The 13,527-nt window shown below is 45.5% G+C and carries 11 protein-coding genes; 7 read left to right on the top strand and 4 right to left on the bottom strand.

Annotation, left to right across the window (positions count from 1 at the left end):
• Nucleotides 1-25 precede the first annotated feature (25 nt).
• A complete protein-coding gene (locus BUB52_RS01155; RefSeq protein ID WP_039951079.1) occupies nucleotides 26-1,225 on the bottom strand; it encodes an FprA family A-type flavoprotein in 1,200 nt (399 codons plus the stop codon).
• 63 nt (nucleotides 1,226-1,288) lie between these two features.
• The gene (locus tag BUB52_RS01150; protein WP_009123064.1) at nucleotides 1,289-2,215 is read right to left on the bottom strand and encodes a tRNA modification radical SAM protein MnmL/YtqA; all 927 of its coding nucleotides are present in this window, start codon (nucleotides 2,213-2,215) and stop codon (nucleotides 1,289-1,291) included.
• 335 nt (nucleotides 2,216-2,550) lie between these two features.
• On the opposite strand from BUB52_RS01150, the gene BUB52_RS01145 reads away from it, so the two are divergent.
• The 6 genes from BUB52_RS01145 to BUB52_RS01120 all read left to right on the top strand — a co-directional run bounded on the left by BUB52_RS01145 (nucleotide 2,551) and on the right by BUB52_RS01120 (nucleotide 9,884).
• Nucleotides 2,551-3,510 carry an ROK family protein gene (locus BUB52_RS01145; protein ID WP_009123062.1) on the top strand — a complete coding sequence of 320 codons (960 nt, stop codon included), beginning with the start codon at nucleotides 2,551-2,553 and terminating at the stop codon, nucleotides 3,508-3,510.
• Nucleotides 3,503-4,654: an MFS transporter gene (locus tag BUB52_RS01140; RefSeq protein WP_009123061.1), complete on the top strand. Its 1,152-nt coding sequence runs from the start codon at nucleotides 3,503-3,505 to the stop codon at nucleotides 4,652-4,654. Before BUB52_RS01145 ends, BUB52_RS01140 begins: the two co-directional genes overlap by 8 nt.
• Before the next feature lie 23 nt (nucleotides 4,655-4,677).
• A complete protein-coding gene (locus BUB52_RS01135; RefSeq protein WP_009123060.1) occupies nucleotides 4,678-5,439 on the top strand; it encodes a sugar isomerase domain-containing protein in 762 nt (253 codons plus the stop codon).
• A 185-nt stretch (nucleotides 5,440-5,624) separates the two neighbouring features.
• The gene (locus tag BUB52_RS01130; RefSeq protein ID WP_009123059.1) at nucleotides 5,625-7,841 is read left to right on the top strand and encodes a S9 family peptidase; all 2,217 of its coding nucleotides are present in this window, start codon (nucleotides 5,625-5,627) and stop codon (nucleotides 7,839-7,841) included.
• Nucleotides 7,842-8,711: a lipoyl synthase gene (gene lipA, locus BUB52_RS01125; RefSeq protein WP_009123058.1), complete on the top strand. Its 870-nt coding sequence runs from the start codon at nucleotides 7,842-7,844 to the stop codon at nucleotides 8,709-8,711. It abuts the gene before it with no gap.
• 54 nt (nucleotides 8,712-8,765) lie between these two features.
• On the top strand, nucleotides 8,766-9,884 hold the full coding sequence (locus tag BUB52_RS01120; RefSeq protein ID WP_009123057.1) for a hypothetical protein: 1,119 nt from the start codon (nucleotides 8,766-8,768) through the stop codon (nucleotides 9,882-9,884).
• Here the strand turns inward: BUB52_RS01120 and BUB52_RS01115 are convergent.
• Both BUB52_RS01115 and BUB52_RS01110 read right to left on the bottom strand, forming a co-directional pair.
• Nucleotides 9,850-10,554: an SAM-dependent methyltransferase gene (locus tag BUB52_RS01115; protein WP_009123056.1), complete on the bottom strand. Its 705-nt coding sequence runs from the start codon at nucleotides 10,552-10,554 to the stop codon at nucleotides 9,850-9,852. The two genes, BUB52_RS01120 and BUB52_RS01115, sit on opposite strands and share 35 nt — an antisense overlap.
• Before the next feature lie 139 nt (nucleotides 10,555-10,693).
• On the bottom strand, nucleotides 10,694-11,551 hold the full coding sequence (locus BUB52_RS01110) for an enoyl-ACP reductase FabI (protein ID WP_022218190.1): 858 nt from the start codon (nucleotides 11,549-11,551) through the stop codon (nucleotides 10,694-10,696).
• 334 nt (nucleotides 11,552-11,885) lie between these two features.
• On the opposite strand from BUB52_RS01110, the gene BUB52_RS01105 reads away from it, so the two are divergent.
• Nucleotides 11,886-13,487 carry a glycoside hydrolase family 28 protein gene (locus BUB52_RS01105; RefSeq protein ID WP_009123054.1) on the top strand — a complete coding sequence of 534 codons (1,602 nt, stop codon included), beginning with the start codon at nucleotides 11,886-11,888 and terminating at the stop codon, nucleotides 13,485-13,487.
• The last annotated feature ends 40 nt before the right edge of the window (nucleotides 13,488-13,527 follow it).

Raw genomic sequence — 13,527 nt, 5'->3', positions numbered from 1 at the left:
AGGTTAATAAATTGGAGGTTTATTATCATTTTCTATCTTTTTTCAAACGCTCCGCCATGGCGCACGCCAGATTTTCGCATTGTTCATAGGTAATGTCCTTCATGGCCTGCTTCATTTCCACCGGATCGCCTACGATTTCAAATTTGCTCTTCTCGGCAAATTCACCCATACGCTTTACGGCTGCGCCCGCCCAGCAGAACGAACCGAAATAACCCAGATAACGGCCCTTCACCTCGCGCACCAATATCTTGGAGAGCAATGCCTCTATCTCCGGATAAATCTGGTTGCTATAAGTGGGGCTTCCGATTATCAGACCCCGGTATTTGAATATATCGGCTATGATGTAAGACGGATTGCTCTTGCTGACGTTGTGCATCACGATGTTTTTGATGCCTTGAGCGGAAAGTTCCGCAGCGATTGCTTCCGCCATCTGTTCGGTATTGCCGTACATGGAGCCGTAGGCTATTACAACACCCTCTTCGGCGGCATAACGGCTCAGGCGGTCGTAGATACCGATAACTTTGGAAATGTTGTCCGTCCACACCGGTCCGTGCGTAGAGCAAATGGTGGAGATGGGCAGCCCGCCCAGCTTTGCCAACGCCTTCTGCACGGGAGAGCCGTACTTGCCTACGATGTTGGAGTAGTAACGCACCATTTCGTCCCAATACTTATCCAGGTTGATACGCGTATCGAGGAAACCGCCGTCGAGCGTACCGAAACAACCGAATCCGTCGCCGGAGAAGAGCACGCCCTCCGTTTCGTCAAAAGTCATCATCGTTTCGGGCCAATGCACCATCGGGGTCATATAGAAACGGAGCTTGTGGTGGCCTAAAGCAAGGAAATCCTCATCCTTTACCATATATTGTTCGCCCGTCACGCCGTAGAAACCTTCTATCATGCCAAACGTCTGCTTGTTGCCCACGATGACGATGTCGGGGTAATGCTGCTTGATTAAGCGGATAGAGCCGGAATGGTCCGGTTCCATATGGTTGATGATAAGATACTGGATGGGGCGTTCGCCTATGATGCTTTTTATCTTCCGAAGGTATATCTCAAAGTAGCAGATATCCACGGTATCCACCAGCGCCACCATTTCATCGTCTATCAGGTAGGAGTTGTAAGACACTCCGTAGGGCAAGGGCCACATGCCTTCAAACAAATGCTTGTTACGGTCATTCACTCCCACGTAATGGATTTTTCCTTTTATCGCTGTTTTTGAGTTCATTGTCATTGTCCTCTAATTTAGATTGATTCCATATTTATCAGCGGCAAAAATAAGTTTTTTTTCTCACATTTCATACTTCTTCCCTTGATATGCATCAAGTTCTTTCATTCTTTTTTGAACCCGGTGGTTAAATTCATAATTTTTCAGTCCCCAGTCGGGCGCGATAAGCAGGTCTTTGGGAGACTGAGAGACAAAACGTTCCAAAACGATATCCGGACGAAGATGTTCTACATAATCTATCACAAGGTCGATATACTCTTCGACACCGAAAAGATGGAAATCTTCGGGATGCCGCTCATACTCCAAGGCCATACGGGTACCGCGTATCAGTTGCAACTGATGCATTTTCAGCGTAGTAAGCGGCAAGTGTGACAACTCTCGTGCCTGCGCCACAATGGTTGGATGAGTTTCGCCCGGCAGTCCCAGGATTACATGCCCGCCTGTCAATATTCCGCAAGCGGCAGTCCGCTGTACCGCATCGACGGTAGTTTGAAAAGTATGCCCTCGGTTAATGCGGCGGAGCGTTTCGTCACAGGTGCTCTCGATACCGTATTCCACTAAAAGAAAAGTATGCTTATTGATATTTTCCAGATATCGGAGCAGGTCGTCCGGCATACAGTCCGGGCGGGTACCGATAACCAGCCCCACCACACCGTCTACGGACAACGCCTCTTCGTACTTTCGCTTCAAGGATTCCAACTCTCCGTACGTGTTGGTATAAGCCTGAAAGTATGCCAGATACCTCATTTCAGGGTATTTGCGGGCAAAGAAACGCTTACCTTCTTCCAGTTGCAGGCTTATCGGCTTTTCCGTACGGCAATAGTCTGGATTAAAAGTCTGGTTATTACAGTAGGTACAGCCGCCATATCCCTTGTTCCCGTCACGGTTGGGACAGGTAAACCCGGCATTCAACGAGATTTTCTGTACCTTATACGGAAAATAACGTTTCAGAAACGAAGGGAATTCATTATAAAGAGGTGTCACACTCATAAGTTTATGTTATTTAGAAACAAAAATAAGACTTTTCTTCGGTTTTTGCTAATGGAAAACGGTTCAGATGGCTTAATAACTGCCATAGGCAAACTTTGTATTTGTTAATAAACATAAACACATTCATTTTAGGCTGCACTAAAAAATGTTACGTCAGTTGATTTTAAAGCAATTATGATATTAATCATACATCCAGCCACCATTAAAGCAAACATATTTTAGTGATTAGTTACACTTTTTACATACAAATTTATAGTTTTAAAAGCATGGAGATTGAAATAAATTCATAGCTTTGCATACGACCTTAGTGAATCAACCTATAAATACTATACGCCATGGCAACAATTGCACTCGACATAGGCGGCACCAAAATAGCCAGCGCCATTTTTCTTTCTGACGGAAGTATGATGTTCAACAGGAAACGTCTTCTAAAAGGCAGAACAGGGCACGAAGTCGGCAAACTCGCAGCAGATATTCTGGCCAAGCTACTCACGGTGGCACGTAAGAGCCGCATACAAATCGACGGTGTGGGCGTATGCATTCCGGGAATCGTCTATTCCCAAACCAACCGCGTATGGGCCCCCAACATACCCGGCTGGGACAATTATCCGCTGTACGAAGAGTTGCGCTGTGTCACTCCCCCTGAAGTAGACATCTATATCGATAGCGACCGTACTTGCTATATGTATGGTGAAATGTGGCAAGGCGCCGCAAAAAACTGTCACAGCGCGGTATTCATCGCCGTAGGTACGGGCATCGGCGCCGGTATCATTATTGATGGTCATGTGCTGCACGGCGCCAGCGATATTATCGGAGCAACGGGCTGGATGGCTCTTCAGCCGCCTTATAAAGAAGATTATAAGGCTTGCGGATGTTTCGAGTATTACGCATCGGGCAACGGAATCGGAGCACGGGTTCGCGATGCCGTACGAGCCAACAAGGCCTATAAAGGAAAATTACGCCAGAAACCTATTTGCCGCATCTCCGCCTATGATGTATTCAGCGCCTATAACGAGGGAGACCCCATTGCCGTATCGGTACTGCAAAAGGCCGTTGAGATGTGGGGTATGGGAGCAGCCAACCTTGTCAGTTTATTGAATCCTCAAAAGGTTATATGGGGTGGCGGCGTATTCGGCCCTGCCGGCATATTCATAGACGACATTTACAAAGAAGCTTGCAAATGGGCGCAGCCCATCAGCATCAGGCAAGCCGAATTTGTACCTTCTCAATTGTCCGGAAACGCCGGATTGATAGGAGCAGCATTTCTTGCCATCAAAAACCATTTGTATGAATAACGGTTATCATAAAAATCTCGTATTCACGGCAGCGTGTATCGGAATGTGTTTCTTCGGCGTTTCAATGATTACGCTGGGTTCGGTACTGCCCTCTCTCGTCACCAAGCTGGGATTAAGCGGATTACAAACGACATCACTGGTAACGTTCCTTCCTCTCGGCATGCTGATAGGCTCGCTGATTTTCGGTCCTATTGTCGATCGTTTCGGACACAAGGCCTTGCTGGTACCCAGTTGTATCATTGTATTATCGGGACTGGAAGGATTGATATTTTTTGAGAGCATCCCGCTCCTGCAACTCTCCATAGTAGGTATAGGCCTGGGCGGCGGTATCCTTAATGGAGAAACCAATGCTTTGGTGTCTGATATTTCCGGTGAATCGGAAAAAGGTTCCCGACTTAGCTTTTTGGGGATGTTCTACGGATTGGGAGCATTGGGTATACCAAGCCTGCTGGGAGTATTGTCCGAACACTATTCTTTTGAAACAATCCTGCAAGGCATAGGTATCATTATGCTGGCAGGCATATTGTTCTGTATTCCCGTACGTTTTCCCGCGCCCAAACAAGCGCAAGGCTTTCCCGTAAAAGAGGGATTGGGATTGCTGAAAGAGAGCAGCTTACTATTGCTCAGCTCCATTCTCTTCTTCCAAAGCGGCATCGAAGGAGTATGCAACAACTGGTCTACAAGCTATTTCGGACAGGCGACCGACATCCCCGCCAATCAGGCGTTAATAGCGCTTACCTGTATGGTCGTGGGGCTTACCGCGGCGCGTATGCTGCAAATCGTGATTTTCAAAAAGATAAAACCGGCAACCGTACTTCCCTACAGTCTTATCCTCACTGCGATAGGCTTTGGCCTGCTGACAGCGTCTCCGGGATTTATACGGGCCGCAACGGGTATGGTCTTGGTAGGAATGGGATTGTCATCCACTTATCCGGTCATCTTGAGTATTCTCGGCACCCGCTATCCCGCATTGTCAGGAACGGCATTCAGCATAGCGCTCGCCATAGCTCTTGTAGGACAGGCTGCCATGAACGGGCTTATGGGAATGGTTTCCGTATATGCCGGCGGCATAGTATTTTATCCTTATATGATGATAGGTTCGCTCATTATCATGCTTATATTGTTTAAACGTTCACTCAAATAATTAACCCCCTAAAACAAAACATTATGTTAGCACTTGAATGGTTAAAAAATGCCCACGGCATCATGGAAAAGCTGGAAGCTACTCAGTTGGAGAACATTAAAAAAGCAGCTACCGTTATGGCGGATGCTATTGAAGCAGGCCGTTGGGTTCACACCTTTGGTTGCGGTCACGCCACTATCCCCGTTGAAGAGATGTATCCGCGCATCGGCAGTTTCGTAGGCTTCCACCCGCTTTGCGAACTCCCTTTGACGTTCTTTACGCAAATCATCGGTCAGATGGGTATCCACCAGTTCCTTTTCTTGGAAAGAGCAGAGGGTTACGGACAGGAAATCATGAAGAACTATGACTTCGATTCCAAGGATTGTATCTGGATATTCTCTCATACCGGCATCAACGCCGTGAACATCGACGTAGCGTTGGAAGCCAAGAAGCGTGGAATGAAAGTTATCGTGTACGGTTCAGCAGGTGAAACCGGAGACAAACCCAGCCGCCATTCCGGAGGTAAGAACCTCTTTCAAATTGCCGACATCGTAGTTGACTCCTGCGTACCTTTGGTAGACGCTTCCGTTCCTTTGAAAAACCATTTTGACAAGGTGGGTCCTTTGTCTACCCTGAGTTTCGTAACAATGGTGTGGATGACTATCACCACCGTTGCCGAGATTCTTGCCGACCGTGGCGTGAAGTTGTATATACATCCTTCGCACAACGTACCCGGTGATACTACCGCACACGAACGCCTCGATGCCGCCATCGCCGAATACCAACGAAAAGTAAAGTGCCTCTAATATGTACTGATTCCAATCATCACCTATTCTAATCATCATCTTTGAATGACAGCAACCCGTTCTGCTCTAAAAAGGCAGAGCGGGTTTTCTTTTTACATCCATGTAAAATGGAATTTATCATTTATTAATTAGATTAGATTTCCGCTTTATCGTATCTTTGCAAAAAACAACCGAATTAAAAAGATATGAAAAAGATAAGTTTTGCACTTCTTTTCTGCCTTTACACACTGGCAAGTCTTGCCCAAAGCGGCAAACCGCTCGATTTAAAAGAAATCATATCCGGAGAATTTACTCCTCAAAGCATTTCAGGCGTCATCCCTATCCCCGGAGATGGTGAACACTATTCACAAATGAATGCGGATAAGACGCAAATCATCAAGTACTCCTTCAAAACAGGTAAACCGGTAGAAGTGCTGTTCGATGCCGCTACCGCCCGCGAATGCCCGTTCAAGAAATTCGACAGTTACAGTTTTGCTCCGGACGGCAGCAAGCTGCTTATCGCGACAGAAACAACTCCTATCTACCGCCACTCTTATACGGCGGTACATTATATATATAGCTTAAAGCGAAATCTCGACGGTAAGATAAACAATGTAGTAGAGAAACTGTCGGATGGCGGACCACAACAGGTGCCTGTATTCTCACCCGACGGGTATCAGGTGGCGTTCGTGCGTGACAACAACATCTTCCTCGTCAAATTACTTTACGGCAACAGCGAAAGCCAAGTGACCGAAGACGGCAAACGCAATGAAGTACTGAACGGAATCCCCGACTGGGTGTACGAAGAGGAATTTTCCTTTAATCGCGCATTGGAGTTCAGTCCCGACAGCAAGATGCTGGCATTCATCCGTTTCGACGAGCGGGAAGTACCCTCTTATACATTTCCTGTATTCGCCGGAGAAGCCCCCCATATTACTCCTTATGAGAAATACCCGGGAGAATATACTTACAAGTATCCCAAGACAGGCGAAAAGAACTCGAAAGTATCCGTACATACTTTTGACATCAAATCCAAAGTAACCCGCAAAATCAATCTTCCGTTGGAAGAGGGGGGATATATTCCGCGTATCCGTTTCACACAAGACCCTGGCAAACTTGCCATAATGACGCTGAACCGTCACCAAAACCGGTTCGACCTGTACTTTGCCGATCCCCGCAGTACCGTCTGCAAGTTAGCGGTACGTGACGAAAGCGACACTTATATCCGTGAGAATGTATTCGATAATATCATTTTCTATCCGGAGAACTTCAGCTTTGTCAGCGAAAAGAGCGGATACAACCACTTGTACTGGTATAGCATCGGCGGAAACCTTATCAAGCAAGTCACTTCCGGCCCTTACGAAATACAAGACTTTTTAGGTTATGACCCCGAAGACGGCAGTTTCTATTACAGCAGTAACGAAGAAAGCCCGCTACGCAGTGCTATCTACAAGATAGACCGTAAAGGCAAAAAGATTAAATTATCATCGCAAGCCGGCACAAACAGCGCGCAGTTCAGTACAAATATGAAGTATTTCATGAACCGCTATTCAAGTTCGGACACTCCGACCGTCATTACTCTGAACGACAATACCGGCAAGGCGCTGACTACGCTTGTTGATAACTCCGCTTTAAAACAGAAATTAAAAGGATATGCTATACCTAAGAAAGAGTTCTTCTCTTTCCAAACCTCTGACGGTATTACGCTGAATGGCTGGATGATGAAACCCGCAGACTTCTCCGCCGGTAAGAAATATCCGGTTTTGATGTATCAGTACAGCGGCCCCGGTTCGCAACAGGTGCTTGACAAATTCGGCGTGAGTTGGGAAACCTACATGGCATCCCAAGGCTATATCGTAGCGTGCGTAGACGGACGAGGCACAGGTGGACGCGGCGCGGAATTCGCCAAAAGCACTTATCTGAATCTCGGCATCAAAGAAGCCAAAGATCAAGTGGAAACCGCTCTGTATTTAGGACGCCAACCTTATGTAGACAAAGGCCGCATCGGAATCTGGGGGTGGAGCTATGGCGGATATATGACCATTATGAGTATGAGCGAAGGAACTCCGGTATTCAAAGCAGGAGTTGCCGTTGCCCCGGTTACCGACTGGAACTATTACGATACCGTATACGGCGAACGTTTCATGCGTACTCCGAAAGAAAACGCCGAAGGCTACAAAGCCTCATCAGCCTTTACCCGTGCCAATAATTTGCATGGCAATCTGTTGTTGGTACATGGCATGGCGGATGATAACGTCCACTTTCAGAATTGCGTGGAATATGCCGAGCACCTCGTACAACTTGGCAAGCAGTTCGACATGCAGGTCTACACCAATCGCAACCACAGTATATTCGGTGGTAATACCCGCCTGCATCTGTATACCAAATTGACGAATTTCTTTAATCGGGAATTGAAAAAGTAAATGAGTGAAAGAGTACGTAAGCCGGAATGGCTTAAAATAAGTATCGGCGCCAACGAACGTTACACCGAAACAAAACGTATCGTGGAATCCCACTGCCTGCATACCATCTGTAGCAGTGGGCGCTGCCCCAATATGGGAGAATGTTGGGGAAGAGGTACGGCTACCTTTATGATAGGCGGAGACATTTGTACCCGTTGCTGCAAATTCTGCAATACGCAAACAGGCAAGCCCATGCCTTTAGACCCGCAAGAACCTGTACATGTAGCCGAGTCCATCGCCTTAATGAAACTCTCCCACGCCGTTATCACCTCTGTGGACAGGGACGATTTGCCGGATTTGGGCGCTGCCCATTGGGCGCAAACGATTCGCGAAATCAAACGCCTCAATCCGGAAACAACCGTCGAAGTGTTGATTCCCGACTTTCAAGGCAAAAAGAAACTTATAGACATGGTTATCGAAGCCCGGCCGGAAATCATCTCCCACAATATGGAAACGGTGAAACGTATCAGTCCGCTGGTACGAAGCGCCGCCCGTTATGAAACAAGCCTTGAAGTGTTGCGGCAGATAGCCGGAAGCGGTACTACCACCAAATCCGGCATCATGGTCGGCCTTGGAGAAACTCCGGATGAAGTGGCGGAACTAATGGACGACTTACGCAATGCCGGTTGCCAAATACTCACCATCGGACAATATTTACAGCCTACACATAAGCATTATGCTGTGGCCGAATATGTTACTCCCGCCCAATTTGCCGCTTACAAAGAGCTTGGATTGAAGAAAGGGTTCACTCAAGTAGAAAGCGCACCTTTGGTTCGTTCGTCTTATCATGCAGAAAAATCAACCCAGTATCTACAAAAAAGGATGAAATAAAGAACATTTTATACAAGCCGTTTGTTAAAAAGGAAACGGCAAAATAGCGTAGTAATGGGCAAGCAAAGAGTTCTATCATCCAAGTTCAATATGTCGCTGGGATATATCCCCGTCATTATATCCATTATATTATGTGAATTCATAATACAAGACATAGCCATCTACATCGGTACAGGTGTGGGATTATTATCAAGTATTTACATGTGGCGGCGTAAAGGCTCGCATATCCCCCAGATTATACTGTACTGTACAACAGGAATGTTATTATTATTAACAATAACCTCTTTATTTTCCACCGATTATTGTCCGAAAGCCATGTTTCCATTCACATTGGAAATCAGTGCGATTATACCGCCGCTCATCATCTTCCTGAATAGAAGACGCTTTTTAAACTACCATACCGCCCAAACCCATAAATGCTGCAAACAATTCTTTGCACAAGGCGCCGAAGCCGCCATTGTATCGGCACGCGTACTATTACTCATCGGCTTTTTACATTTCCTTATCATATCGCTTGCCATATTGCTCAGCCACCCGCTGAGTGATACGATGCGTCATGTCTTATTCCACGTCATACCGCCTTGCGTATTTATATTGAGCATCTTATTCAATCAATTCGGTATCTACTACTTCAATAAAGTAATGAAACATACCGTATTCGTACCTATCGTGACAAAAAAAGGAGATGTTATCGGAAAAGCAATAGCATCCGAAGCCATCAACCGTAAAAACGAATATATCAACCCGGTTATCCGCGTTACCGTAGCCTCGCACGGCATGCTGTTTTTATTGCCGCGCCCCCAATGCAGCCTGCTCGAAAAAGGAAAGACGGATGTGTTAATGGAGAGCTACTTATTGTATGGAGAAACTCTGGAACAGGGCGTAGAAAGAATTTTACTGAGAACGTTGCCGACAGCACCACTGCAGAATCTTCATTTCAGTTTCATGTACCATTTTGAGAATGAGTCCACCAACCGTTTGATTTATCTCTTTACCCTTGACCTGGATGATGATTCCATCTTATGCAATAAAAAGTTTAAGGGCGGAAAGCTTTGGACATTCCAGCAAATAGAACATAATCTCCATCGAAACTTTTTCAGCGGTTGTTTCGAATGTGAATATGAGCATATAAAGGAGATTATTTATACAAGAGAAAAATACAAGGAATTTTAGACAAATCGGGAACCTTACCCTGCCATTCCTTCACCGTTTTCGTTTTAATATATTCTCCCTCACATGTGATATTGGCAGCAATACAAAGTTTGGTCTGAGGGCGGCAGTTATGCAGAATATCCTCTATCATTTTATTGTTGCGATAAGGAGTTTCTATAAAAAGCTGGGTCTGATGCTCATTATACACACGCTGCTCCAACACTTTCAGTTTCTTGGCACGCTCACCGGGCTCGATCGGCAGATAACCATGAAAAGCAAAACTTTGCCCGTTGAAACCGGAACCCATAACCGATAATATAATGGAAGAAGGTCCGACCAAAGGAATAACCCTCAGGTTCTTACGTTGGGCTATCGCCACTACATCCGCTCCCGGGTCGGCAATAGCCGGACATCCTGCCTCAGAAATCACTCCCATTGAGTCTCCTGCTTCAAGCGGCTTCAAATATCCGGAAATATCTTCCGGTGACGTATGTTTATTGAGCGTATAAAACGTAAGCGAATCGATATCTGTCTCCCTATCCACCTTCTTTAGGAAACGGCGTGCCGAACGCACATCCTCCACTATAAAATGACGGATACCCAAAATCACTTCTTTATTATAAGAAGGTAACACGGTTTCAACAGGAGTATCGCCTAAAGTAACAGGCAATAGATAAAGAGCAGTTTCCATGTGAATCAACTAAAGTGATAAAGCAAAATAGAGCGGTAAGATTATAAAGGGATAAAATAAAGCGATAAAGCGGTAAGGTGATAAGGCTATGAGCCTAAATTACGATCACCCCATCACTTTACCGCTTCATCATCCTTTTTTATCCGTAGATTATATTTCCGTTTTCGTCTTTGTACTCATCCAGACCTTTTTCATAAGTAGCCATAGCGCGCAAGCTCATACCTACACTGGAGAATCCACCGTCGTGGAACAGGTTCTGCATAGTAACCTTACGGGTTAAGTCGGAGAACATAACGATGCAATAATCCGCACATTCGTCAGCCGAAGCATTACCCAGCGGAGACATACGGTTGGCAAAGTCAAACAATTTGTCCATTCCCTTTACGCCCGAACCGGCAGTAGTCATTGTAGGAGACTGAGATATTGTATTGACACGTACATTGTGCTCACGTCCGTAAATGTAGCCAAAACTACGTGCAATAGACTCCAACAGCGCTTTTGCATCTGCCATGTCATTGTAACCGTAGAACGTGCGTTGCGCTGCTACATAACTCAAAGCCAAGATGGAACCGTATTCTGCGATGGCGTTCATCTTCTTGGCAGCCTGTATCATCTTATGGAAAGAAACCGCCGAAATATCCAGCGTCTTACCCAACATATCGTAATCGAGATCATCGTATGTACGCTTCTTGCGCACATTCGGAGACATACCGATAGAATGAAGAACGAAATCCACCTGGCCGCCCAATACTTCCATAGAACGTTTGAACACATTCTCCAAATCTTCCACACTGGTAGCATCCGCTGCTATGACTTCGCAATTCAGTTTTTCAGCCAATGCCGAAACTTCACCCATACGCACAGCGACAGGTGTATTGGACAAGGTGATCGTCGCACCTTCTTCTACTGCTTTTTCTGCAACTTTCCAGGCAATGGATTGCTCATTCAGAGCACCGAAAATAATGCCTCTTTTTCCTTTCAACAAATTGTAACTCATACCTTTTTTACTAAGTTTTGAGCTGCAAAGATAGTGCAAAAACCCCGAAAGCATGCAAAGAAAAGGCTAAAACCACAAAAAATACACTAAAACCAACAATTAGTACACATATTTTCAGCCAAAGCCCGATACTTTTGCAATTGGTAATTAAGAGGTTTTTTCATAATATTTATTTAAGGTTAGAATTAGGTTAACATGAATCAATTTATTATTTCTTTCGTAGGCCACTCGTGAGAGCAGCTTACGGGGAAGTAATAAAAAGGGAAGTAAAAATTAAGGAATACCGCTTAATCCATAAATCAGAATTCATAAATTCATTAACATAGTATCACGAATGAACACATTATTCAAAAAGCTATTTACGCTTACCGCATTTTCTTTTGCATTACTGCCTGTACAGTATGCCGTTCATGCCCAATGCAAAAATTCCATAGATGAAAACATCTATAAAGAGTTGCCTTTCAATATGCCAAAGGTTGAGCAGCCGTCATTTCCGGATTATACAGTCAGTATCCTGCAATTCGGAGCAAAAGGAGACGGAACTACCTTAAACACAAAAGCGATTAATGACGCCATTAAAGCCGTCAACGCAAAAGGCGGCGGTAAAGTAGTCATCCCGGAAGGATTATGGCTGACAGGCCCTATCGAGTTATTAAGCAATGTCAACCTGTATACCGAAAAGAATGCCTTGGTGGTCTTTACAGATGATTTTAATGCCTATCCTATTCTCGAAACATCATTTGAGGGTCTGAACACCCGCCGTTGCCAGTCACCTATCTCCGCACGCAACACAGAAAACATAGCCATCACAGGTCATGGTGTATTCGACGGTTCGGGTGACAGCTGGCGTCCGGTGAAGAAAAGCAAACTGACCGCCAGTCAATGGGATGCGCTCGTTAAATCAGGTGGTGTGGTAGACAAATCGATATGGTATCCTACAGCCGGTTCGCTAAAGGGAGCATTGGCCTGCAAGAACTTCAACAATCCCGAAGGTATCGAAACAGACGAGGAATGGAATGAAATCCGTCCGTGGTTACGCCCCGTATTGCTCAATATCGTTAAGAGTAAAAAAGTCTTATTAGAAGGAGTCACATTCAAAAACTCACCGAGTTGGTGTCTGCATCCGCTATCATGCGAGCACATCACTATCAACCAAGTAAAGGTATTCAATCCCTGGTACTCTCAAAACGGTGATGCTTTAGATTTGGAATCCTGCAAGAATGCGTTGATAATCAATAATATCTTCGATGCCGGTGACGATGCCATCTGTATCAAATCCGGCAAAGACGAGGACGGACGTAAACGCGGTGAACCTTGCCAGAATGTTATCGTAAAGAATAACACAGTATTGCACGGCCATGGCGGCTTCGTTGTAGGCAGTGAAATGTCCGGCGGCGTAAAAAACATCTATGTAACAGACTGTACTTTCCTCGGCACAGACGTAGGCCTGCGCTTCAAGAGCACCAGAGGACGCGGCGGTGTTGTAGAGGGAATCTACATTCACAATATCCACATGATTGATATACCTCACGAACCGTTGCTCTTCGATTTGTTTTATGGTGGCAAAGCTGCCGGCGAAGAAACGGAAGAAGACCTGAAAGGCCGCATGAAGACAACGGTTCCCCAAGTAACCGTTGAAACACCTTCTTTCCGGGACATCCATATCTCCAATATTATTTGTAAGGGTTCGGGACGCGCCATGTTCTTCAACGGACTACCCGAAATGCCAATCAAAAATGTAACCGTAAAGGATGTAATCATCAACGATGCCAAAGAAGGCGTTGTCATCAGCCAGGCGGAAGGTGTAACGTTGGAAAACATACGTATAAAAACCAAGGGACACACATTGAACGTGAAAAACGCTAAAAATCTGAAAGTAGACGGAAAAGTGTATACCACTATCGGTACAGAAGGAAAAGTGTTGGATTTTAAGTAGAATTCGATAAGTTAAGAAGCTCAAAGCAGACAGTCTTTTT

Source organism: Bacteroides clarus YIT 12056 (genome assembly GCF_900129655.1).
Classification (GTDB): Bacteria; Bacteroidota; Bacteroidia; order Bacteroidales; family Bacteroidaceae; genus Bacteroides; species Bacteroides clarus.
This window is presented reverse-complemented; position numbering and strand designations above follow the sequence as displayed.